Here is a 23,053-nt window from a genome sequence, read left to right as displayed (position 1 = left end):
CTCACGCCTCCGGGATCTCGAACGTGCTGGTGCGCCGCATCCCGGCGGCCCGGCCCTTGCCCGCGATGACCAGGGCCATCTTGCGGCTGGCCTCGTCGATCATCTCGTCCCCGAGCATCGCGGAGCCCTTCTTGCCGCCCGCCTCGGAGGTGTAGTACTCGTACGCGTCCAGGATCAGCTCGGCGTGGTCGTAGTCCTCCTGGGAGGGCGAGAAGACCTCGTTGGCGGCGTCGACCTGGCCGGGGTGCAGCACCCACTTGCCGTCGAAGCCGAGCGCGGCGGCGCGGCCGGCCACCTCGCGGAAGCCGTCGACGTTGCGGATCTGGAGGTAGGGGCCGTCGATCGCCTGGAGGTCGTTGGCGCGGGCGGCCATCAGGATCTTCATCAGGATGTAGTGGTAGGCGTCCGCCGGGTAGCCGGGCGGCTGCTCGCCCACGACGAGCGACTTCATGTTGATCGACGCCATGAAGTCGGCCGGGCCGAAGATGATCGTCTCCAGCCGGTCACTGGCCTCGGCGATCTCGTTGACGTGGTTCAGGCCCTGCGCGTTCTCGATCTGCGCCTCGATGCCGATCCGGCCGACCTCGAAGCCCATGGTCTTCTCGATCTGGGTCAGCAGCAGGTCCAGCGCCACGACCTGCTGGGCGTTCTGCACCTTGGGCAGCATGATGCAGTCGAGGTTGGGGCCGGCGCCCTCGACCACCGTGACCACGTCCCGGTACGTCCACTCGGTGGTCCAGTCGTTGACCCGGACCACCCGGGTCTTGCCCGTCCAGTCGCCCTCGTTGAGGAACTTGACGATGGTGTGCCGCGCCTCGGGCTTGGCGAGCGGCGCGCACGCGTCCTCCAGGTCCAGGAAGACCTGGTCCGCCGGGAGGCCCTGCGCCTTCTCCAGGAAGCGCGGGTTGCTGCCCGGTACGGCCAGGCAGGAGCGCCGGGGACGAAGGCGGTTGACCGTTGTCATGCGGGGACCTCCAGGGGGTCGAGCTTGTTCGCTTTCCGGATCTCGTCCACGATGCGGCCGATGATCCCGGTGATGTCGAAGTCCTTCGGGGTGAACACCGCGGCCACTCCGGCGGCCCTGAGCTGTTCGGCGTCACCGCTGGGGATGATGCCACCCGCGATCACGGGTATCTCTGTGGCACCGGCCACACGCAGCCGCCCGAGCACGTCCGGGACCAGCTGGGCGTGCGAGCCGGACAGGACCGACAGGCCGACCGCGTGCACGTCCTCGGCGAGGGCCGCGTCCACGATCTGCTCCGGGGTGAGCCGGATCCCCTGGTAGACCACCTCGAAGCCGGCATCCCGGGCGCGCACGGCGATCTGCTCGGCGCCGTTGGAGTGTCCGTCCAGGCCGGGCTTGCCGACCAGGAACCGCAGCTTGCCGACGCCCAGGTCGCGGGCGGTGGCCTCCACCTTGGCGCGCACGTCGGCGAGCGCCGAACCGGCCTCGGCGGGGACGGCCACCGGCGCGGAGGACACCCCGGTGGGCGCCCGGTACTCGCCGAACACCTCGCGCAGCGCGGCGGCCCACTCGCCGGTCGTCACCCCGGCGCGGGCGCACTCCAGGGTGGCCTCCATCAGGTTGTCGGTGCCCTTGGCGGCCTCCTTCAGCCGCTCCAGCGCCTTGCACGGGCGCGGGTGGTTGAACGGCGGCTGGTAGCGGGTGTCCCGCCAGTTCCGCAGGGCCTCGACGACCCGGTTCTCGACCGCCGGGTCCACCGTCTGGATCGCGGTGTCCAGGTCGGCCGTGAGCGGGTTCGGCTCGGTGCCCTCGAAGATGTTGACGCCGACGATCTTCTCCTCGCCGGACTCGATCCGCGCCCGCCGCTCGGCGTGCGCGGCGACCAGCCGCGACTTCAGGTAGCCGGACTCCACGGCGGCCAGCGCGCCGCCCATCTCCTGGATGCGGCCGATCTCCGCGAGGGCGTCGGCGACCAGCTCGTCCACCTTGGCCTCGATCACCTTCGAGCCCTCGAAGATGTCGTCGTACTCCAGCAGGTCGCTCTCGTAGGCGAGCACCTGCTGGATGCGCAGGCTCCACTGCTGGTCCCAGGGGCGCGGCAGACCCAGGGCCTCGTTCCAGGCGGGCAGCTGCACGGCACGCGCGCGGGCGTCCTTCGAGAGGGTCACCGCCAGCATCTCCAGCACGATCCGCTGGACGTTGTTTTCCGGCTGCGCCTCGGTCAGGCCGAGCGAGTTGACCTGGACGCCGTAGCGGAAGCGGCGCTTCTTGGGGTCCTCGATGCCGTACCGCTCGCGCGTGATCTCGTCCCAGATGCGGCCGAACGCCCGCATCTTGCACATCTCCTCGACGAAGCGGACGCCCGCGTTGACGAAGAAGGAGATCCGCGCGACCACGTCGCCCATGCGCTCCGGCGGCACCTGGCCCGAGTCGCGCACGGCGTCCAGGACGGCGATCGCGGTGGACATCGCGTACGCGATCTCCTGCACCGGCGTGGCTCCCGCCTCCTGGAGGTGGTAGCTGCAGATGTTGATCGGGTTCCACTTCGGGAGGTGGGAGACCGTGTACGCGATCATGTCCGTCGTCAGCCGGAGGGAGGGCCCCGGCGGGAACACATGGGTCCCCCGGGACAGGTACTCCTTGACGATGTCGTTCTGGGTCGTGCCCTGGAGCTTCGAGATGTCCGCGCCCTGCTCCTCGGCGACGACCTGGTAGAGCGCCAGCAGCCACATGGCGGTGGCGTTGATCGTCATCGAGGTGTTCATCTGCTCCAGCGGGATGTCCTGGAACAGCCGGCGCATGTCGCCCAGGTGCGCGACGGGCACACCGACCCGGCCGACCTCGCCGCGGGCGAGGACGTGGTCGGGGTCGTAGCCGGTCTGGGTCGGCAGGTCGAACGCCACCGACAGACCGGTCTGGCCCTTGGCGAGATTGCGCCGGTACAGCTCGTTCGACGCCTGTGCCGTGGAGTGGCCGGCGTACGTCCGCATGAGCCACGGACGGTCCTTTTCCCTCCGGCCGGCCGGAGGCTGACGCTCTGTCATCTGCGGCTCTCAGACGTTCCGGAAGCGGTTGATGGCGTCGATGTGCTGCGCGCGCATCTCCTGGTCGCGCACGCCGAGCCCCTCCTCGGGCGCCAGGCACAGCACGCCGACCTTGCCCTGGTGCAGGTTGCGGTGGACGTCGTAGGCGGCCTGGCCGGTCTCCTCCAGGGAGTACGTCTTCGACAGCGTCGGGTGGATCTTGCCCTTGGCGATCAGGCGGTTGGCCTCGTACGCCTCGCGGTAGTTGGCGAAGTGCGAGCCGATGATCCGCTTCAGGGACATCCACAGGTAGCGGTTGTCGTACTCGTGCATGTAGCCCGAGGTCGAGGCGCAGGTGGTGATGGTGCCGCCCTTGCGGGTGACGTAGACGGAGGCGCCGAAGGTCTCGCGGCCGGGGTGCTCGAAGACGATGTCGATGTCCTCGCCGCCGGTGAGTTCGCGGATGCGCTTGCCGAACCGCTTCCACTCCTTGGGGTCCTGGGTGTGCTCGTCCTTCCAGAACCTGTAGCCCTCGGCGGTGCGGTCGATGATCGCCGTGGCGCCCATCTTCCGGCAGATCTCCGCCTTCTGGGGCGAGGAGACGACGCAGATGGGGTTGGCGCCGCCGGCGAGCGCGAACTGGGTGGCGTAGGAGCCGAGTCCGCCGCTCGCGCCCCAGATCAGGACGTTGTCGCCCTGCTTCATCGCGGCGCCGTTGCGGGAGACCAGCTGGCGGTAGGCGGTGGAGTTGACCAGGCCCGGGGCCGCGGCCTCCTCCCAGGTGAGGTGCTCCGGCTTCGGCATCAGCTGGTTCGTCTTGACCAGCGCGATCTCCGCGAGGCCGCCGAAGTTGGTCTCGAAGCCCCAGATGCGCTGTTCCGGGTCGAGCATGGTGTCGTCGTGGCCGTCGGGCGACTCCAGCTCGACGCTCAGGCAGTGCGCGACGACCTCGTCGCCGGGCCGCCAGGCGTTGACGCCGGGGCCGGTGCGCAGCACGACGCCCGCGAGGTCGGAGCCGATGATGTGGTACGGCAGGTCATGGCGCTTGGTCAGCGGCGACAGCCTGCCGTAGCGCTCCAGGAAGGCGAACGTCGACACCGGCTCGAAGATCGAGGTCCACACCGAGTTGTAGTTGACCGAGGAGGCCATGACGGCCACCAGGGCCTCTCCGGGGCCCAGTTCGGGCACCGGGACCTCGTCCAGGTGGATCGACTTGCGCGGGTCCTTGTCGCGGGTCTGAAGGCCCGCGAACATCTCCGTCTCGTCCTTGTGGACGGTGATCGCGCGGTACGACTCGGGGAGCTGCAGGGCGGCGAAGTCGGCGGACGTGGCGTCCTGCGACTGGATCGCGTCCAGGATGTCCTTCACGGTCACGGTGTTGCCTCCGGCGGTGAGCGCCCTGAGGGAGGGGCGCCTGAGGGTTCGTCGGTGCTGGGATGCGTGCTGCTGAGGGTGGAAAGGGGGTGCCGTCGGTTCGGCGGGGTGGTGCTTCGGCAGCGCTTTGTGGCGCGGGAGGGTTGCCTGTGACGCAGGCGTCCGGGCGCGCGGGCGAGGGGCCCCCGGGGACAGCCGGCGAGCAGGTGATCGCTGTTCGCCGGCCGCCCGGACGCCCTCAACGTATGACACGGCGTGTCAGGTGGCAAGGCACTGAGTGCCAGAAATTGCTCTCAGATGAAATCTTTACGTAACAGATGAGCGATGATCGATCAACGCTCGGCAAACGAAACGGGCAGTGGGCGGCACTCAGTGCCACTCACTGCCCGTCTGTCACGGTCCGGCCGGTGCCGGCCCTTCCGCTACGACCGTTCCTTCAGCGCCTGTTCGATGGTGCGCATCACCTCGTCGAGCGGGGCGTCGGTGCGGGCCACCGTCACCAGGACCTCGCCCTGCGGGGCGGCGGTGGCCGCCGGGGTGCGCGGGGCGCCCTCCCGGCCGGCCCCGATGCCGGTGCCGAAGGTCTTGCGGACGATGGCGAAGGCGTGGTCGAGCTGGGCCTCCACGTCCCCCTGGCCGCCCGCCCGCAGCCAGCGTCTGAGGACGTGGTTGTGCGCGGTGACCACGGCCGAGGCGGCGACCTCGGCCAGCAGCGGGTCGTCGTTGGCGTCGTCGGCGTGCGCGTGCTCGTCGAAATGGCCGAGCAGATAGCGGGTGAACAGCCGCTCGTAGCGGGCCACCGAGGCGATCTCGGCCTCGCGCAGGGTGGGCACCTCGCGCGTCAGCTTGTAGCGGGCCACCGAGATCTCCGGCGCGGCGGCGTACATCTTCATGACCTCTTTGATGCCGCGGCACACCGTGTCGAGCGGGTGCTCGTGCGCGGGGGCGGCGTTGAGCACGGCCTCGGCGCGGACCAGCGTGTCGTCGTGGTCCGGGAAGATCGCCTCTTCCTTGGAGCGGAAGTGGCGGAAGAAGGTGCGCCGGGCGACCCCCGCCGCGGCGGCGATCTCGTCGACGGTGGTGGCCTCGTACCCCTTGGTCGCGAACAGCTCCATGGCTGCCGCCGCCAGTTCTCGGCGCATTTTGAGCCGCTGGGCGGCGGCGCGACTGCCTGCGGCACTTTCCGGCGCGTCGGGCGTAGCTGGTGTACGGGAGGACTTGGCGGGCTGGGACATGACCCGAACGTACTGCATGTGCCCACGTCGGTGTGCAGGTCCGGGGTGTCCCCCGCCCGCCGGGGGCGGGGGAGCGGCGGCCGGGCCGAGCAGCCCGCCCCAGTCCGGCTCCGTCCGGAACCAGTCGCCGGCGCCGTCAGCGGCGGGCATACTCGCGGAAGCCCCGGCCGGTCTTGCGGCCGAGGCAGCCCGCGGCCACCAGGTGCTCCAGCAGCGGCGCCGGAGCGAGGCCGGGGTCGCGGAACTCGCGGTGCAGCACCTTCTCGATGGCCAGCGACACGTCCAGGCCGACCACGTCCAGCAGTTCGAACGGGCCCATCGGGTAGCCGCCGCCCAGCTTCATGGCCGCGTCGATGTCGTCCAGGGACGCGTAGTGCTCCTGCACCATCTTGACCGCGTTGTTGAGGTAGGGGAACAGCAGCGCGTTGACGATGAACCCGGCCCGGTCGCCGCAGTCCACCGCGTGCTTGCGGATCCGGCCGCAGACCTCGCGCACGGTCGCGTGGACGTCGTCGGCGGTCAGCACCGTGCGGACCACCTCGACCAGCTTCATCGCCGGGGCCGGGTTGAAGAAGTGCATCCCGATCACGTCCTGCGGGCGCGAGGTGGCGCGGGCGCAGGCGATCACGGGCAGCGAGGAGGTGGTGGTGGCCAGGACCGCGCCCGGCTTGCACACCTTGTCCAGCGCCGCGAACAGCTGCCGCTTGACGTCCAGGTCCTCCGCGACCGCCTCCACCGCCAGGTCCACCCCGGCGAAGGCGTCGTAGGAGCCCGCCGGGACGATCCGCTCCAGGGTCTCGGCGGCGGCCTCGGCGGTCAGCCGGCCCTTGCCGACGGAGCGGGCGAGCGACTTGCCGACGCGCGCCTTGGCGGCCTGCGCCTTCTCCTCGCTGCGGGCGGCGAGGACCACGTCGTAGCCGGCCTTGGCGAAGACCTCGGCGATGCCGGACGCCATGGTGCCCGAGCCGGCGACGCCCACCGAGCGCACCGGACGGCTCGCGGCCCGGGTGTCCCCGGCCGCCGGGGTCAGCGCGTCCGGGACGACCGTCGCGCTGCCCGGCGTCGCGTAGGTGTAGAAGCCGCGCCCGGCCTTCCGGCCCGTCAGGCCCGCCTCGCTGAGCTGCCCGAGGATCGGGGCGGGCGCGTGCAGCCGGTCCCGGGACTCGGCGTACATGGCCTCCAGGACCGTCCGCGCGGTGTCGACGCCGATCAGGTCCAGCAGGGCGAGCGGGCCCATCGGCAGGCCGCAGCCGAGCCGCATGGCGGCGTCGATGTCCTCCCGGGAGGCGTACTTCGACTCGTACATCGCCGCCGCCTGGTTCAGATAGCCGAACAGCAGCCCGTCCGCGACGAAGCCGGGGCGGTCGCCGACCGAGACCGGCTCCTTGCCCAGCTCGAGCGCCAGGTCGGTGACGGCGGCGACGGCCTGCGGCGCGGTGAGCACCGAGGAGACGACCTCCACCAGCTTCATGGCCGGCGCCGGGTTGAAGAAGTGCAGGCCGAGCACGCGCTCGGGGCGGGCCGAGCCGGCCGCCAGCCGGGTCACCGACAGCGCGTTGGTGCCGGTCGCCAGGATGGTGTCCGGGCGGACGATGCCGTCCAGTTCGCACAGGATCCGCTGCTTGGTCTCGTACGACTCCGGGACCACCTCGATGACCAGGTCGGCGTCGGCCGCCGCGGTGAGGTCGGTGGCGGTGCGCACCCGGGCCAGCATCCCCGCGCGCTCCTCGCCGGTGAGCCGGCCGCGCTCCACGGCGCGGGCGGTGGCGGCCTCCAGGGCGGCGAGCGCCCTGGCGGTCTGTGCCTCGCCGACATCGATGCCGGTCACCTCGCGGCCGGCCTTCGCCAGGACCTCGGCGATGCCGGTGCCCATGGTGCCGAGGCCGACGACGGCGACCTTCCGCAGCGGGGAGGACGGGGACAGAGGGGTGTCGGACAGGGGAGCGGCCATCGCGGGACTCCAGGAATGAGGGTGACGACGAGGAGCGCGCCGGGGACGCCCGGGGGCGTGCACGGTGCGGAAGGGGAGCGCCGGGTGCGCCGGAGCGCACCGCGGTGCGAAGGGATGCGGGTGTTTCCGGGCCGCGAGCGCACACGCCCGGTGAGCGCCGCCGGGCCACGGGCGCGTACACGCCCGCGCACGGCGGGGGTTCCGACCGGCTCTGTCCCGAAGCCGGGTCGTACCGCGGTACATACGGTGTACCGAACCGACAGGAGCTCGCTCGCGACGGCCGCGTCACCAGACCGTCGCCAGCGGAGTGCGAGGGGTACTCGCTCGTCTGAGCTTAACCGGCGGGTAACGAGCGCGCCAGCCCCCCGGGGCAACACTTCCGTGTGAGGCACCTCCCCCCTCCGCCACGACCCGCCTACGCTGGACCTCGTGGACGAAGAGGTGCGCTCGCTCACGGAACGCCTACGGCAGGAGTCGGGCGGCACGGCCGCGTTCGACCGCCTGCTCGCCACCGAGGACCAGAACGAACTCGCCGAGGTGCTCACCGCGCCCGGACAGCCGCTGTGGGCCCGGGAACTGGCCGCCTTCCGGCTCGGCCGCGCGGGCGACCGGCGGGCCTTCGAGGCGCTGGTGCTGCTGCTCAACCACCGTGACCCGCCGCGCTGCGCCTCCGCCGCGCACGCCCTCGCCCGCCTCGGCGACCCCCGCACCGCCCGGGCCGCCGCCGCCCTCGCCACCAACGAACTCCGCGTCGCCTACGCCCTGCACCCGGTCCGGCTGCTGGTCGCCCTGCGCGCCCCGGAGTCCGTGCCCGCGCTCATCACCACCCTGGAGCGGCGGCTCAGCCCGCACGACCCCTACCGGCGGGTCGCCCTCGCCTGTGTGGAGGGCCTGGGCATGCTCGGCGACGACCGCGCCCGGCGGGTGCTGAACGAGGCGCTGGCCCACCCCGCGCTCGCCGAGGCGGCGGTGCGCGCCCTGGCCAGGCTCCCGCAGCAGCAGCCCACCTGAGGCACCGTCAGCCGGCCGGGGCACGCACGTACCGGACCTCGGACACGGGCACACCGTCCGCGTCGAAGGGCTCCTCGGCCCCGTCGGCCCGGAACCCGGCACGCTCGTAGAAGCGGCGCGCGGGCGCGTTGCCCTTGAGCACCCACAGCAGCAGCCGCGCGCCCGCCGGGCACCGCCCGGCCGCGGCGGCCAGCAGCGCCCGCCCGATCCCGCCGCCGAGGTGCGCCGGATCGACGTAGACCGCGTACAGCTCGGCGTCCGCCGTGTACGCGTCCCCGTCCCGGTACGGCCCGACGGCCGCCCAGCCGAGCACCCGGCCGTCCCGCTCGGCGACCAGGTTCACCACGGGGCCGGCGCCGTCCGCGAACCGCTCCCGCCGCCGCTCGGCGTCCGCGGCGACGCTCAGCCGGTCCAGATACGGCTGCGGCACCAGCCCCCGGTAGGCGTGCTGCCAGCCGCGCACGCGGATCTCCGAGACCCGGTCGCAGTCGGCGAGGGTCATCGGGCGGATGCGTATGTCCTGCTCGTCCATGGCGGAACCCTAGGGGCGGACGCCGGGCGGCGGCCAGGAATTACCGGCCGCCGCGCCACCGGCGGGAACCCGGCAGGCCGTGCGGGACCGCACCGCGCGAGAGGGCCGCCGTCTTCGCCGGACAGGAGTCGTCCGGTCGGGCGCGGGCGGTCCGGCAACTGCCCGACCCGGGATTTCCCGGCCGTCCGCGGCGGCTGTCCAATTCACGACAGGTCGGAAACACTCGCCGAAGCGCAACGGTGGACGGGTTTCCTCTGTTCCCGGATATCCAGCACCCCAAAGGCTGATGCCATCGGCGCTGGATTCTGCTCGTATCCTGCATCTTCCTGACGGAGGAGAGGCAATAATGCCGTTATCGGCAGCCGGCCTGGCGAAGCTCGGGGACGCACCCGTCACGATCCAGTCCACGTTCTTCCCGAATATCTACCTGCGCATGGACGGCACCGGGGTGACCTCCTCCACCGACCCGGGTGGAGGGACTGTGAACTGCCCGTACGGCACCGGCCCCTGGACGGGGTACAAGGTCCGGCCGCAGGCGGACGGGTCGTACGCCTTCGAGTCGGCGGCCTTCTCGAACGTGTTCCTGAGGATGGACGGCACTGGGGTCCCCGCCACCATGGCCGGTGGTGGCAAGGTGAATTGTCAGTGCGGTATCGGACCGTACGAGAAGTGCCACCTCCGAGCCCAGGCGGACGGCTCGTTCTCCTTCGAGTCGGCGGCCTTTCCGGGAATCTATCTCCGGATGGTGACCGGCAGCGGGGTGACCACCGCCACCGGCCCCGGTGGAACGGTCAACTGCCAGATCAACGCCAACGGCGGCGAGCACGAGAAGTTCATCCTGAACAGGGCCTGACGGTCGGGACGCCCGACGGCCGTCGTTCCTCGGAAATACGTGCGTGACTTCCAGGATAATGCCCTGGGCAACGGGAAGCCGTCTTCTCCGTGTCGGGTACAGGACCCGCGGCATCTCATCGCGATCGGGCGGACCCCGATTTGGGCCGTCGGGCGCCGGGGTGGTTGGCTTGTCCCAGTCGTGCACAACAGGTCCTGGAGGAACGCAATGGCGCAGGTCGAGGCCACTACCGAGCGGGTCGTCGCGGCGGACGCGGAGAAGGTGTTCGACGCCCTCGCCGACTACCGCGGCACCCGGCAGCGGCTGCTGCCCGAGCAGTTCAGCGAGTACGAGGTGCGCGAGGGCGGCGACGGCGAGGGCACCCTCGTCCACTGGAAGCTCCAGGCCACCAGCAAGCGGGTGCGCGACTGCCTGCTCGAGGTGAGCGAGCCCACCGACGGCGAGCTGGTGGAGAAGGACCGCAACTCGTCGATGGTCACCACCTGGCGCGTCACCCCGGCCGGCGAGGGCCGCTCCCGCGTGGTCGTCACCACCACCTGGCAGGGCGCCGGCGGCATCGGCGGCTTCTTCGAGCGCACCTTCGCGCCCAAGGGCCTCGGCCGGATCTACGACGCGCTGCTCGCCAACCTCGCCGCCGAGGTCGAGAAGTAGCCCAACTGCCGGGCGGTACAAGGGGGTTGACCTGCGGTTGCCTCCTTCACCGGTTCGAGTGGATCTCCGTCCCGGGCCGGGCGGAGCCGTAACCCCAGGCAACCGATCCCCGTTGTCCCCTCACGCGGGAAACGCGCGAGGCGCAACGAGGGGAGCGGTCCGTGGGCGGGACGACACTGGCGCAGCAGGAGCCGGCCGTGGCACCGGCGGCCGGCGAGGAGACCGCGGCCGCGCCGCCGTCCCCCGCGTCCGCCGCGCCGCTGTCGCCCCGCCGGGTCCGGCTGGTGTTCTGCGGGCTGATGCTGGCGCTGCTGCTGGCCGCCCTGGACCAGATGATCGTCGCCACCGCCCTGCCCAAGGTCGTCGGCGAACTGCACGGCCTGGACAAGATGTCCTGGGCCATCACCGCCTACCTGCTCACCTCCACCATCGGCCTGCCCCTGTACGGCAAGCTCGGCGACCTCGTGGGCCGCAAGGGCGTCTTCCAGTTCGCCATCGCCGTCTTCGTCGTCGGCTCCGCGCTCGCCGGCCGGGCCGGCAGCATGGACCAGCTGGTCCTCTACCGCGCGCTCCAGGGCGTCGGCGCGGGCGGACTCATGATCGGCGTGCAGGCGATCATCGCCGACATCGTGCCGCCCCGCGAACGCGGCCGGTACATGGGCCTGATCGGCGCCGCCTTCGGCCTCGCCTCCGTCGCCGGCCCGCTGCTCGGCGGCTACTTCACCGACCATCTCTCCTGGCGCTGGTGCTTCTACGTCAACGTGCCCTTCGGCCTGGTCACCTTCGCCGTCGTCACCGTCGTGCTCAGACTGCCCCGGCCGCCCGTGCGGGCCCGGCTCGACGTGCCCGGCGCCATCCTGCTCGCCGCCGCCTCCACCTGCCTGGTGCTGCTCACCAGCTGGGGCGGCACCGAGTACGCCTGGGACTCCCGGCCCATCCTCTTCCTCGCCGCCGGCGCCCTCCTCACCACCGTCCTCTTCCTCGTCGCCGAGCACTTCGCCGCCGAACCCCTCATCCCGCTCCGGCTGTTCCGCGACTCCGTGTTCACCGTCAGCGGCCTGGTCGGCCTGGTCGTCGGCGTCGCCCTGTTCGGCGCCGCCAGCTATCTGCCGACCTTCCTGCAGATGGTCGACGGGGCCAGCGCCACCGAGTCCGGGCTGCTCATGCTGCCCATGATGGCCGGGATCGTCGGCGCCTCCATCGTCGGCGGCCACCTCATCAGCCGCACCGGCCGCTACCGCGTCTACCCCGTGCTCGGCAGCGCCGTCTCCGTCGCCGGCATGTGGCTGCTGTCCCGGCTCCAGACCGACACCCCCCGGCTGCACTACAGCATCTGGATGGCCGTCCTCGGCACCGGCATCGGCCTGGTGATGCCCGTCCTCGTGCTCGCCGTGCAGAACTCCGTACGCCCCGCCGACCTCGGCAGCGCCACCAGCGCCAACAACTACTTCCGGCAGATCGGCGGCAGCGTCGGCGCCGCCGTCTTCGGCACCCTCTTCGCCGACCGGCTGGCCTCCTCGCTGCGCGCCGAGCTGCCCCCGGGCGCGGCCGCCCGTCTGCCCGCCGCCGACTCGATCACCCCGCAGCTCGTCCACGCGCTGCCCCCGGCCCTGCGCGACGCCTACATCCGCGCCTACGCCGACGCCATGCCCCGGATCTTCCTCTACCTCGTCCCGGTGCTCGCCCTCGGCCTGCTCCTCGCCTTCTTCCTCAAGGAGAAACCCCTGGTGTCCCACCACGCCCCCGCCACCGGCCAGGAGACCGCACCGGTGAACATCCCGCTCCCGCACGCCCGTGCGCCGTTCACGGCCGGCATCCCCGTCTGCGGCACGGTCCAGCACCCCGACGGCACCGTGGTGCCCCGCGCCGCCCTCACCCTCATCGACATCGCCGGGCAGCAGGTCGGCCGGGGCGCCAGCGGCGAGGACGGGCGGTACGCGCTCGGCACGCCCGGCTCCGGCTCCTACGTGCTGATCGCCGCCGCCGGCGGACACCAGCCGCAGGCCGTCTCCGTCACCGTCGGCGAACGTCCCGTCGAACTCGACGTCGTCCTCGGCGGCGCCGGACGCCTGGCCGGCAGTGTGCTCACCGCCGACGGCAGCCCCGTCCGGGACGCCACCGTCACCCTCACCAACGTGCACGGCGAGGTCGTCGCCACCACCCGCAGCGGGCGCGAGGGCGGCTACGTCATCACCGAGCTGGTGGCCGGCGAGTACACCCTCGCCGCCAGCGCCCCCGCCTTCCGGCCCGCCGCGCTCCCGGTCACCGTGCAGGCCTCCCGGGAGACCCGGCAGGACATCGAACTCGCGGGCGGCGCCGTGCTCCGGGGCACCGTCCGGGCCGGCGGCGGACGCCCCGTGGAGGAGGCCCGGGTGACCCTGCTGGACGCCGCCGGCAACGTGGTCGACACCCTCACCACCGGAGCGGACGGGACGTTCCGGTTCGTGGACCTCTCCTCCGGCGAGTACACCGTCATCGCCGCGGGCTACCCGCCGGTCGCCACCGTGCTCCAGGTCGCGGGGGGCGGACGCACCGAACGCGACCTCCAGTTGGGGCACGAGGACTGACCGGGGGGGCGCACGCAGCGCGCCGGGCCGTGCGCCGGTGCATCAGGTGCACCCAATTCCAGGATTGCCACACATCGCGACCGGCGGCCGCCTTACCGTAGTGGCTGGCGGCACAGATCGTTTTGCGGACAGCCGTGGGGAGAAAGGGCCTGGGCCATGGACCGTGGCAACGAGCGGGACGCGCCCGCCGGGCGCGGCTTCGGCGACACCGCGGCGGGCCGGGTCCCGCTGGCCGTGGTCGTCGTCGACCGCGCCGGTCTGGTGTCCCACTGGAGCAGCGGTGCACGGCGCCTGTTCGGCGTCGGCCGGGAGGAGGCCGTGGGCCGGCCCGCCGCCGATCTGCTGCCCGTCTCCGGCGCCCTCCCCGACGAGCCGGACGACCCGCGGGACGCGTCCGCGCCGTACGACGCCTCCGGCAGCGACCTGGAGGCCGCGCTCGACGGGCAGCACGGCTACCCGCAGGCCGGCTGCGCCCGGCTCTGCCCCGAGGGACCCGGCGCCGACGACCGGATCGACGTCCTGTGGTGGGCCTACCCACTGGTCGGCCCGGGCCCGTCCCGGCTGCTCGTGCTCGTCGCCGACGCCACCCGGCTGCGCGCCGGACGCGGCCACGCCGGCCGGGCCACCGAACGCATCACGCCCGGCTTCGCCCGCCACACCGAACTGCCCGCCTCCGAGGACCTCGAACGGCGCCTGCCCGACATCCTGCCCAACATGGGCCCCGGGCTGAGCGCCCGCATCGTCTCCCAGGTCCTCGAACTCGGCTACCCCATCCTGGAGTTCAGCCAGTACGAACGGGTGCCCGTGACCCCGTACTGGGGCGTGCCCCGCCGCCCCGGCCGCACCACCGCCGAGGCCGTCCCCGGACCCGCGGCCGCAACGGCGCGGGAACGGCCCGTGGCCGCGGCGGTCCCGGCCGGCGCCGAAGGGGACCTGGAGTACGCCGCCGTCCGCGAGCGTCTGGAGTTCCTGAACGAGGTCAGCTCCCGCATCGGCTCCTCCCTGGACCTCGGCGAGACCATCCGCGAGGTCACCAGCGCCGCCGTGCCCCGGTTCGCGGACTTCGCCGGCACCCACCTGCGCGCCGCGGTGCTGGCCGGCGAGGGCTTCCCGGACGGCCCGCCGGACGCCAGCACCGTGATGTTCCGGGTCTGGGTCGAGCACAACGACGAACCCGGCCGCTGGGACGACACCGTGCCCGTCGGCGAGGCCTTCGCCTTCCCCGAGCACACCCCGTTCTACAAGTGCATGGTCACCGGCGAGCCCGTCCTCGTCCCCCGGGTCACCGACGAGCTGTCCGAGCGGATCTCCGGCGAGTTCGAGAAGCGCGACCTCAGGCCGCTCATCGGCGGCCGGTCGCTGCTGATCGTCCCGCTCAAGGCGCGCAATGTCGTCCTCGGCTTCATGGTGCTGATGCGCCGCCCCGACCGGCCGCAGTTCGACGACATGGACCGCACCACCGGCGCCGAACTCGCCGCCCGCGCGGGCCTCGTGCTCGACAACGCACGCATGTACACGTACCAGGAGAACGTCGCCGACACCCTCCAGGACAGCATGCTGCCGCAGATCAGCCCGCGGATGGCCGGCTGCGACGTCGCCACCCGCTATCTGCCCGGCACCCGGCTCGGGAGGATCGGCGGCGACTGGTTCGACACCATCAAGCTGTCCGGCTCCCGCACCGCGCTCGTGGTCGGCGACGTCATGGGACACGGCCTGAACTCGGCGGCGATGATGGGCCAGTTGCGCACCGCCGTACAGACCATGGCAGCCATGGAGACCCCGCCCGCCCAGCTCCTGCGCAACCTGGACGACCTGGCCCGCCGGCTCGGCGACACCTACCTCGCCACCTGTCTGTACGCGGTCTACGACCCGATCCGCGGCGAACTGACCCTCGCCAACGCCGGCCACATCCCGCCCGTGCTGGTCCGCGCCGAGGACGGCGGCAGCCGGCTCCTCGACCTGCCCACCGGGGCCCCGATCGGCGTCGGCGGCGTCCCGTTCGAGGCCGTCCGGGTCAAGGTGGCGCCCGGCGACCGGCTGGTGCTGTGCACGGACGGCCTGGTCGAGGTGCGCGGCTCCGACATCGGCGAGGGCCTGGCCGCGCTCTGCGAGTCCGCCGCCCACCCCGCGGCCTCCATGGACGACGCCTGCGACACCATCATCCGGGCGCTGAACACCCACGGCGGACGCAAGGACGACGTCGCCCTGCTCATGGCGCGCCTCAACGGCATCCCCGACGACCAGGTGGCCGAGTGGCGGCTCGACTCCGCACCGGGCGAGGTGTCCCGGGCCCGCCGCCTGGTGCGCGCACAACTGCTGGACTGGGGCCTGCCGGAGGCGGTGGAGACCGCCGAGCTGCTGGTCAGCGAGGTCGTCACCAACGCCGTCCTGCACGCCGCGAGCGACCGGATCGGCCTGCGGATCGTACGCACCGACGCGCTGCTGTTCGAGGTCACCGACGACGAACCCGCCCTGCCCGCCCTGCTGAGCGCCGGCCCCGACGACGAGTCCGGCCGCGGACTGCGCGTGGTCAGCCGGCTGGCCCGGGAGTGGGGCGCCAGCGCCACCGGGCACCGCAAGACGGTCTGGTTCGAACAGGCCCTCACCCCCGGCCGCTGACCGCCGGCCGCGTTCCGCCCGGGAACGTCACGCGCGCCCCTTGCCCCACGCCGGTCCGCCGCGATATCCCGATCACGGAACCGACCCGTGGGGAGAGCGCATGAACATCTCGGACACCTATCGCGACGCGTGGGAGAGCTACTGGAGCGAGACCTCCGGCGCCCGGGGGGAGGCGATATGGGACTCCGACCCCTCGCTGAGCGCCGCGCCGCACAGCGAGCTGCTCCTGCGCCACGCCGACCCGGACCGTACGATCGTCGACCTCGGCTGCGGCAATGGCACCCAGACCCGCTATCTGGCCACGCGGTTCGCCCGCGCCGTCGGCGTCGACCTCTCGCACGCGGCCGTCGAGCACGCCCGCCGCGCCGCGGGTGCCGCCCCCGCCGAGTTCCGGCAGCTCGACCTCACCGACACCGACGCCGTCCGCGCCCTGCACCGGCGGCTCGGCGACAGCCACGTGTACATGCGGGCCGTCATCCACCAGAGCGAACCGGCCGCGCGCCCCGCGGTGGCCGCCGCCGTCGCCGAGATCATCGGCACCGAGGGCCGCGCCTTCGTGGTCGAGCTGACCTCCGCCTCCCGGGAGGTCCTCAGCCGCGCCGCCGCCGACCCGGCCGGTCCGCCGCCCAAGCTGCGCCGCGTCTTCCACCACGGCCTCAAGCCCGCCGCCGCCCCCGACGAGGAGATCCCGCGCCTGCTCGCCGAGGCCGGCCTCACCGTCCTGGCCGACGGCGAGACCACCGTGCCGCAGACCGAACACCTCCCCGACGGCACCCGCATCGACCTCCCGGCCCACTGGTTCGTCCTCGCCCGGGCATGACGGGGCGCCGCGGGCCGGCGTGACGGCCGGGCCGCCAGCGACGGCCTGGAACTGACAGGTCTGCCGGGCCCCGGCTGACCGGTGGGGATCGACTGAGGTGCCGGGCCGCGACGCCGGCCGTGGCCGGGCGGGTTCGCCGGACCCCGGCCGATCGCCCGGGGCCGGGGACGGCGTCCGGCTTGTGCCGGGGTTCGCCGGGGGCGGAGCGCTCGCCGGGGTGTGGCGGGATCGCTCGGGCGGAGCGGCCGGGGGCCGGAGGGGCGCTGGGGGCCTGGCGGAGTTCCCGGGCTGCGGCGGGGCACCCCGGTGCCGTCCCGCGGGGTGGTTGCCGGGGCCGGAGGGTGGCCGGGGTCGGCCGGGCGGCCGTGGGATCTCGCGGGATCGCCGGGACCGGAGTGACCGGGAGCCGGGCGGGGGCGCCGGGGCCGCCGCTTGCCGGGGCGGAGCGGTGGCCGGGGGCCGGCGGAGTTCGCCGGGGCGGAGTGCCATCGGGAGGCGGCGGGTGCACCGGATGTGCGGTGGCCGCGAGACGCGCGGGTCGGCCGGGCCTGGCCGCTTGCCCGGGCCGGAGCGGCCGCGGGTCTGGTGGGTTCGCCGGCCCCTGGTGGGTTCGGCGGAGGCGCCGTGGCCGCGGGTCTGGTGCGGTGGCTGGGCGTGGCCGCTCGCCGGGGTGTGTGGTTCGCCAAGGCTGGACTGTGCGCCAAGGCTGGACTGTGCGCCGGGGCTGGACTGTGCGCCGGGGCTGGACTGTGCGGCGGGGCTCGCCGGGGCCGGCCGGGGTGCCGGGGCGGGGGTGATCCGGGGTCCGCGTCGCCCGCCGGGGTCGTGGCCAGGGCGTGGTCCGGCGCGTAACGTGACACGGCATGAAGATCCTCATCAGTGCCGACATGGAGGGGGCCACGGGTGTCACCTGGCCCGCCGACGTGCTGCCGGGGACGCCGCAGTGGGAGCGGTGCCGGTCGATGTTCACCTCGGACGTGAACGCCGCCGCGGAGGGCTTCTTCGACGGCGGCGCCGACCGGGTGCTGGTCAACGAGGCCCACTGGACCATGCGCAACCTGCTGCTGGAACGGCTCGACGAGCGGGTGGAGATGCTGACCGGCCGGCACAAGGCGCTGTCGATGGTGGAGGGCGTCCAGCACGGCGACGTCGACGGCATCGCCTTCGTCGGCTACCACGCCGGCGCCGGCATGGAGGGCGTCCTCGCCCACACCTACCTCGCCAACCAGATCACCGGTGTGTGGCTGAACGGCGTCCGGGCCAGCGAGGGTCTGCTCAACGCGTACGTCGTCGCCGAGTACGGCGTCCCGGTCGTCCTCGTCACCGGCGACGACGTGGCCTGCGACGACGCCCTGGGCTACGCGCCCGAGGCACCCAAGGTGGCCGTCAAGGACCATGTGTCGCGCTACGCGGCCGTGTGCCGGACCCCGGCCCGCACCGCCGCCGACATCCGCGCCGCCGCCAAGGAGGGCGCCCGGCTGGCGGTCCGTCACCAGCCCGCCGAGGCGGGGCCGTTCACGGTCGCCGTCGAGTTCGACGCCGAGCACCTCGCCCGGGCCGTCACCGTCGTCCCCGGCGTGGCGCGCACCGGCGAGCGCAAGGTGGCTTACACCAGCGCCACCATGTACGAGGGCATCAGGACGTTCAAGGCGGTCACCACGATCGCCTCCGCCGCCGTGGAGGAGCAGTATGGCTGACCCGCAGGCACTGGACGAGGTCGTGGAGTTCACCTCCGGCCTGATCCGCATCGACACCACCAACCGGGGCGGCGGCGACTGCCGGGAACGGCCGGCCGCCGAGTACGCCGCCGAGCGGCTGGCCGGGGCCGGCCTGGACCCCCTGCTGCTGGAGCGCACCCCGGGCCGTACCAACGTGGTGGCCCGGATCGAGGGCACCGACCCGTCCGCCGACGCGCTGCTGGTCCACGGTCACCTGGACGTCGTACCCGCCGAGGCCGCCGACTGGAGCGTGCCCCCGTTCTCCGGGGAGGTCCGGGACGGGGTGGTGTGGGGGCGGGGCGCCGTCGACATGAAGAACATGGACGCGATGATCCTCGCGGTGATCCGCTCCTGGGCCCGGCAGGGCGTACGGCCCCGCCGAGACCTGGTCGTCGCCTTCACCGCCGACGAGGAGGCCAGCGCCGAGGACGGCTCCGGATTCCTCGCCGACCGGCATCCCGAACTGTTCGAGGGCTGTACCGAGGGCGTCAGCGAGGCGGGCGGCTTCACCTTCCACGACGGCTCCGGCCGGGAGATCTACCCGATCGCGGCGGGGGAGCGGGGCACCGCCTGGCTGAAGCTCACCGCGCGCGGCCGGGCCGGGCACGGCTCCAAGGTCAACCGGGAGAACGCGGTGACCCGGCTGGCCGCCGCCGTCACCCGCATCGGCGAGCACGAGTGGCCGCCACGGCTCACCCCCACCGTACGGGCCGCCCTGGACGCGCTCGCCGCGCTGTACGGCATCGAGGCCGGCCGCACCGACGTGGACCGGCTGCTGGAGAAGCTCGGCCCCGCCGCCGCACTGGTCGAGGCGACCGTCCGCAACAGCGCCAACCCGACCATGCTGGACGCCGGTTACAAGCTCAACGTCATCCCCGGCGAGGCGGTCGCCCACGTCGACGGACGGTATCTCCCGGGCACGGAGGAGGAGTTCGCCGCCACCCTGGACCGGCTCACCGGCCCCGACGTCCACTGGGAGTTCGCCCATCACGAAGTGGCCCTCCAGGCACCGGTGGACACCCCGCTGTTCGCCGGGATGCGGGCCGCCGTCGAGGAGTTCGCGCCCGGCGGGCACGTGGTGCCGTACTGCATGGCCGGCGGCACGGACGCCAAGCAGTTCTCCCGGCTCGGCATCACCGGCTACGGCTTCGTCCCGCTGAAGCTGCCCGCCGGCTTCGACTACCAGGCGCTGTTCCACGGCGTGGACGAGCGCGTGCCCGTCGAGGCGCTGCACTTCGGCGTCCGCGTCCTGGACCGTTTCCTGAGGGCGGCCTGACCGATGGGGGAGCAGATGCGCACCGCGCCGTACGGATCCTGGCCCTCGCCCGTCACCGCCGCGCTCGCCGCCGCGCACGACGGCCGCCCGGAGTGGGTGGACTTCGTCGGCGACGAGATCTGGTGGACCGAGCCCCGGCCGGCCGAGGGCGGCCGGCGGGCCCTGGTCCGGCGGGGCGCCGACGGCGCCGAGGAGACCGTGCTGCCCGCGCCGTGGGACGTCCGCAGCCGGGTCATCGAGTACGGCGGCCGGCCCTGGACCGGGCTGGTGGCGGACGGCCAGCCGCTGATCGTGTTCACCCACGTCGCCGACCAGCGGCTGTACCGGTACGAGCCCGGCGGCGCACCCGTCCCGCTCACCCCCGTCTCCCCGGTGGGCGGCGGCCTGCGCTGGGCCGAGCCCCGCGTGGACCTCGCCCGCGGCGAGGTGTGGTGCGTGCTGGAGGAGCACACCGGGGACGGGCCGGACGACGTACGGCGGGTCCTGGCCGCCGTACCGCTGGACGGCTCGGCCGCCGGCGACCGCGCCGCCGTGCGCGAACTCACCGCTGCCCGGCACCGGTTCGTGACCGGCGCCCGGCTCTCGCCCGACGGACGGCGGGCCGCCTGGCTCGGCTGGGACCATCCGCGGATGCCCTGGGACGGCACCGACCTGCTGGTCGCCGACGTGACCGGCGACGGCCGGCTGACCGGCGCCCGCACGGTCGCCGGCGGGCCGGACGAGTCCGTCTGCCAGGTGGAGTGGGCCCCGGACGGCCGTCTGCTGTACGCGAGCGACCGCGGCGGCTGGTGGAACCTCTACCGCGACGGCATCCCGCTGTGCCCCCGCGAGGAGGAGTTCGGCGGGCCGCTGTGGAAGCTCGGGCTGCGCTGGTTCGCCCCGCTGGACAACGGCCTGCTGGCGGTCCTGCACGGACGCGGACCGGCCGCGCTCGGGATACTGGACCCGGAGTCCGGCGAGCTCGTCGACGCCGCCGGGCCCTGGACCGAGTGCGCACCCGCCCTCGCCGTGCACGGCCAGCGCGTCGTCACCGTCGGCGCCGGCCCGCACACCGGGTACGAGGTGGTCGAACTGGACACCGTCACCGGCCGCGCCCGGGTGGCCGGCGCCCGCCACCGGGACCCCGTCGACCCCGCCTACTACCCGCGGCCCGAGGTCCGCGCCTTCCCCGGCCCCGACGGCCGCGAGGTGCACGCCCATGTGTACCCGCCGCACCATCCCGCGCGCACCGCACCCGACGGCGAACGGCCGCCGTACGTGATCTGGGCGCACGGCGGACCCACCGGCCGGGCCCCGCTGGTCCTGGACCTGGCCATCGCCTACTTCACCTCCCGGGGCATCGGCGTCGCCGAGGTGAACTACGGCGGCTCCACCGGATACGGCCGCGCCTACCGGGAGCGGCTGCGCGAGCGGTGGGGCGTGGTGGACGTCGAGGACTGCGCGGCCGTCGCCCGGGCCCTCGCCGCCGAGGGCATCGCCGACCCCGCCCGGCTGGCCGTCCGGGGCGGCAGCGCCGGCGGCTGGACCGCCGCCGCCTCCCTGACCACGACCGACGTCTACGCCTGCGGCACCATCCTCTATCCCGTGCTCGACCTGGCCACCTGGGGCCCCGGGGAGACCCACGACTTCGAGTCCCGCTACCTGGACTCGCTGATCGGTCCGCGCGCCGAGGTCCCCGCCCGGTACGCCGAACGCTCCCCGACCGCCCACGCCGACCGGCTCACCGTGCCGTTCCTGCTGCTCCAGGGCCTGGACGACGTCATCTGCCCGCCCGCCCAGTGCGAACGCTTCCTCGCCCGGACCGCCGGCCGGGGCGTCCCGCACGCGTACCTCACCTTCGAGGGCGAGGGCCACGGATTCCGCCGTGCCGATACCATGATCCGCGCCCTGGAGGCGGAACTCTCGCTGTACACCCAGGTGTTCGGGCTGGATCCGGCACCGCCCGCACCGCAACTGGAGCTGACCCCGTGAAGGAACTCGTCCGCCCGCCCCGGCTGGCCCCGGGCGCCCGGGTCGCCGTCGTCGCCACCAGCGGCCCGGTGCCCGAGGAGCGGCTCCAGGCGGGCCTGGACGTGCTGCGCGGCTGGGACCTCGACCCGGTGGCCGGTCCCCACGTCCTGGACCGGCACCCCGGGTTCGGTTACCTGGCCGGTACCGACGCCGACCGCGCCGCCGACTTCCAGAGCGCCTGGTGCAACCCCGCCGTGGACGCGGTGCTGTGCGCCCGCGGCGGCTACGGCGCCCAGCGCATGATCGACCTGCTCGACTGGGACGCCCTGCGCGCGGCCGGCCCCAAGCTGTTCATCGGCTTCAGCGACGTGACCGCGCTGCACGAGGCCATCGCCGCCCGGCTGGGCCTGGTCTCGCTGCACGGGCCGATGGCGGCCGGTGCCGACTTCATCAAGAGCCAGCGCGCCCAGGAGCACCTGCGGGCCACCCTGTTCGCGCCCGAGACCGTCCGCACCCTCGCCTTCGGCGGCACCGCCCTCGTCCCCGGCCGGGCCCGGGGCGTCACCCTCGGCGGCTGCCTGTGCCTGCTCGCGGCGGAACTCGGCACGCCGCACGCCCGGCCCTCGGCGCGCGGCGGACTGCTCTGCCTGGAGGACGTCGGCGAGTCCGCCTACCGGCTGGACCGGTACCTCACCCAACTCCTGCGGGCCGGCTGGCTGGACGGGGTGCGCGGGGTGCTGCTCGGCTCCTGGGAGGACTGCGCGGACCGGGAGGAGCTGCGGGCCCTGTTCGCGGACCGGCTCGGCCCTCTCGGGGTCCCGGTCGCCGGGGACGTCGGATTCGGGCACTGCGCCGGGGCGTTGACGGTTCCGCTCGGGGTGGCCGCCACCCTCGACACGGAGGCGGGCACGCTCACCCTGGACGAGCCGGCCCTGCACTGACGCCGTAGGCTGGGCCGATGCCGCACCACCCGTCCCGCTACCTGGCCGAAGGCCCCCGTGTGGGCATCCGGTCCTTCACCCTCGAAGACGGCCCCGAGTTCACCGCCCGGGCCCGGGAGAGCAAGGACCTGCACCGGCCCTGGCTGTTCCCGCCGGACACCGACGAGGCGTACGCCGACTACGCCGGCCGGCTGATCGACGACCCGGCCCGGGCCGGCTTCCTGGTGTGCGCGCGGGACGGCGGGGACATCGCCGGGTTCATCAACATCAACAACATCGTGCGGGGCGGCTTCCAGTGCGGTGCCCTCGGGTACGGCGCCTTCGCGCACGCGGCCGGGCGGGGCCTGATGCGCGAGGGCCTGGAACTGGTCATCGGGCACGCGTTCGGGCCGCTGGGCCTGCACCGGCTGGAGATCAACGTGCAGCCGGACAACGCCGCCTCCATCGCCCTCGCCCGGGGCGCCGGGTTCCGGCTGGAGGGCTTCTCGCCCGACATGATCTACATCGACGGCGCCTGGCGCGACCACGAACGCTGGGCCCTGACCACCGAGATGCGCGGCTGACCGG

17 protein-coding genes are annotated in these 23,053 nt (G+C 73.5%); 11 read left to right on the top strand and 6 right to left on the bottom strand.

What is annotated here, in order from left to right; translation table 11 throughout:
* Position 1: 1 nt before the first annotated feature.
* The 5 genes from AB0E62_RS12595 to AB0E62_RS12575 form a co-directional block, all read right to left on the bottom strand.
* Positions 2-964 (bottom strand): CoA ester lyase, encoded by a 963-nt coding sequence (locus AB0E62_RS12595; protein WP_030605907.1) that lies wholly within the window; start codon positions 962-964, stop codon positions 2-4.
* Complete coding sequence (locus tag AB0E62_RS12590; RefSeq protein WP_362191582.1) at positions 961-3,009, bottom strand: protein meaA; 2,049 nt, start codon at positions 3,007-3,009, stop codon at positions 961-963. The genes AB0E62_RS12595 and AB0E62_RS12590 overlap by 4 nt, the downstream gene beginning before the upstream one ends.
* A 9-nt stretch (positions 3,010-3,018) precedes the next feature.
* Complete coding sequence (gene ccrA / locus AB0E62_RS12585; RefSeq protein ID WP_362191775.1) at positions 3,019-4,356, bottom strand: crotonyl-CoA carboxylase/reductase; 1,338 nt, start codon at positions 4,354-4,356, stop codon at positions 3,019-3,021.
* A gap of 428 nt (positions 4,357-4,784) precedes the next feature.
* Positions 4,785-5,615 carry a TetR family transcriptional regulator gene (locus AB0E62_RS12580; RefSeq protein WP_362191580.1) on the bottom strand — a complete coding sequence of 277 codons (831 nt, stop codon included), beginning with the start codon at positions 5,613-5,615 and terminating at the stop codon, positions 4,785-4,787.
* Between the two features lie 118 nt (positions 5,616-5,733).
* Positions 5,734-7,548 (bottom strand): 3-hydroxybutyryl-CoA dehydrogenase, encoded by a 1,815-nt coding sequence (locus tag AB0E62_RS12575; protein ID WP_362191578.1) that lies wholly within the window; start codon positions 7,546-7,548, stop codon positions 5,734-5,736.
* A gap of 429 nt (positions 7,549-7,977) precedes the next feature.
* Here AB0E62_RS12575 and AB0E62_RS12570 point away from each other — a divergent pair, with 429 nt between their 5' ends.
* Complete coding sequence (locus tag AB0E62_RS12570) at positions 7,978-8,559, top strand: adenylosuccinate lyase (protein WP_362191576.1); 582 nt, start codon at positions 7,978-7,980, stop codon at positions 8,557-8,559.
* 7 nt (positions 8,560-8,566) lie between these two features.
* On the opposite strand, the gene AB0E62_RS12565 is transcribed toward AB0E62_RS12570, so the two are convergent.
* Complete coding sequence (locus AB0E62_RS12565) at positions 8,567-9,091, bottom strand: GNAT family N-acetyltransferase (protein ID WP_362191574.1); 525 nt, start codon at positions 9,089-9,091, stop codon at positions 8,567-8,569.
* A 346-nt stretch (positions 9,092-9,437) separates the two neighbouring features.
* On the opposite strand from AB0E62_RS12565, the gene AB0E62_RS12560 reads away from it, so the two are divergent.
* From AB0E62_RS12560 to AB0E62_RS12515, 10 genes are all read left to right on the top strand, one after another.
* Entirely contained in the window at positions 9,438-9,944 is a 507-nt protein-coding gene (locus tag AB0E62_RS12560; RefSeq protein WP_362191572.1) for a hypothetical protein, read from the top strand.
* A gap of 207 nt (positions 9,945-10,151) precedes the next feature.
* Complete coding sequence (locus tag AB0E62_RS12555) at positions 10,152-10,595, top strand: SRPBCC family protein (RefSeq protein ID WP_318200500.1); 444 nt, start codon at positions 10,152-10,154, stop codon at positions 10,593-10,595.
* Between the two features lie 161 nt (positions 10,596-10,756).
* Positions 10,757-13,162, top strand: coding sequence for an MFS transporter (locus AB0E62_RS12550; protein WP_362191569.1), 2,406 nt, complete (start codon positions 10,757-10,759; stop codon positions 13,160-13,162).
* A gap of 156 nt (positions 13,163-13,318) precedes the next feature.
* Complete coding sequence (locus AB0E62_RS12545; protein WP_362191567.1) at positions 13,319-15,781, top strand: SpoIIE family protein phosphatase; 2,463 nt, start codon at positions 13,319-13,321, stop codon at positions 15,779-15,781.
* A gap of 100 nt (positions 15,782-15,881) precedes the next feature.
* Positions 15,882-16,601, top strand: coding sequence for a class I SAM-dependent methyltransferase (locus tag AB0E62_RS12540; RefSeq protein WP_362191565.1), 720 nt, complete (start codon positions 15,882-15,884; stop codon positions 16,599-16,601).
* An 863-nt stretch (positions 16,602-17,464) separates the two neighbouring features.
* Positions 17,465-18,298, top strand: coding sequence for a M55 family metallopeptidase (locus AB0E62_RS12535; protein ID WP_362191563.1), 834 nt, complete (start codon positions 17,465-17,467; stop codon positions 18,296-18,298).
* Positions 18,291-19,595 (top strand): M20/M25/M40 family metallo-hydrolase, encoded by a 1,305-nt coding sequence (locus tag AB0E62_RS12530; RefSeq protein ID WP_362191561.1) that lies wholly within the window; start codon positions 18,291-18,293, stop codon positions 19,593-19,595. The genes AB0E62_RS12535 and AB0E62_RS12530 overlap by 8 nt, the downstream gene beginning before the upstream one ends.
* A 3-nt stretch (positions 19,596-19,598) precedes the next feature.
* Positions 19,599-21,566, top strand: coding sequence for an LpqB family beta-propeller domain-containing protein (locus AB0E62_RS12525; RefSeq protein WP_362191559.1), 1,968 nt, complete (start codon positions 19,599-19,601; stop codon positions 21,564-21,566).
* Complete coding sequence (locus AB0E62_RS12520; protein WP_362191557.1) at positions 21,563-22,486, top strand: LD-carboxypeptidase; 924 nt, start codon at positions 21,563-21,565, stop codon at positions 22,484-22,486. Before AB0E62_RS12525 ends, AB0E62_RS12520 begins: the two co-directional genes overlap by 4 nt.
* A 17-nt stretch (positions 22,487-22,503) precedes the next feature.
* Positions 22,504-23,049 carry a GNAT family protein gene (locus AB0E62_RS12515; protein WP_362191555.1) on the top strand — a complete coding sequence of 182 codons (546 nt, stop codon included), beginning with the start codon at positions 22,504-22,506 and terminating at the stop codon, positions 23,047-23,049.
* Positions 23,050-23,053 lie beyond the last annotated feature (4 nt).

Source organism: Streptomyces sp. NPDC038707 (genome assembly GCF_040636485.1).
GTDB lineage: Bacteria > Actinomycetota > Actinomycetes > Streptomycetales > Streptomycetaceae > Streptomyces.
Note: the sequence above shows the minus strand (reverse complement) of the source record. Positions and strands in the feature narration are given on the sequence as shown.

Coding starts and splice junctions, on each gene's coding strand:
- AB0E62_RS12595 (WP_030605907.1), bottom strand. CDS start 964: ATGACAACGGTCAACCGCCTTCGTCCCCGGCGCTCCTGCCTGGCCGTA.
- AB0E62_RS12590 (WP_362191582.1), bottom strand. CDS start 3,009: ATGACAGAGCGTCAGCCTCCGGCCGGCCGGAGGGAAAAGGACCGTCCG.
- AB0E62_RS12580 (WP_362191580.1), bottom strand. CDS start 5,615: ATGCAGTACGTTCGGGTCATGTCCCAGCCCGCCAAGTCCTCCCGTACA.
- AB0E62_RS12575 (WP_362191578.1), bottom strand. CDS start 7,548: ATGGCCGCTCCCCTGTCCGACACCCCTCTGTCCCCGTCCTCCCCGCTG.
- AB0E62_RS12565 (WP_362191574.1), bottom strand. CDS start 9,091: ATGGACGAGCAGGACATACGCATCCGCCCGATGACCCTCGCCGACTGC.
- AB0E62_RS12560 (WP_362191572.1), top strand. CDS start 9,438: ATGCCGTTATCGGCAGCCGGCCTGGCGAAGCTCGGGGACGCACCCGTC.
- AB0E62_RS12555 (WP_318200500.1), top strand. CDS start 10,152: ATGGCGCAGGTCGAGGCCACTACCGAGCGGGTCGTCGCGGCGGACGCG.
- AB0E62_RS12545 (WP_362191567.1), top strand. CDS start 13,319: ATGGACCGTGGCAACGAGCGGGACGCGCCCGCCGGGCGCGGCTTCGGC.
- AB0E62_RS12540 (WP_362191565.1), top strand. CDS start 15,882: ATGAACATCTCGGACACCTATCGCGACGCGTGGGAGAGCTACTGGAGC.
- AB0E62_RS12535 (WP_362191563.1), top strand. CDS start 17,465: ATGAAGATCCTCATCAGTGCCGACATGGAGGGGGCCACGGGTGTCACC.
- AB0E62_RS12530 (WP_362191561.1), top strand. CDS start 18,291: ATGGCTGACCCGCAGGCACTGGACGAGGTCGTGGAGTTCACCTCCGGC.
- AB0E62_RS12525 (WP_362191559.1), top strand. CDS start 19,599: ATGGGGGAGCAGATGCGCACCGCGCCGTACGGATCCTGGCCCTCGCCC.
- AB0E62_RS12515 (WP_362191555.1), top strand. CDS start 22,504: ATGCCGCACCACCCGTCCCGCTACCTGGCCGAAGGCCCCCGTGTGGGC.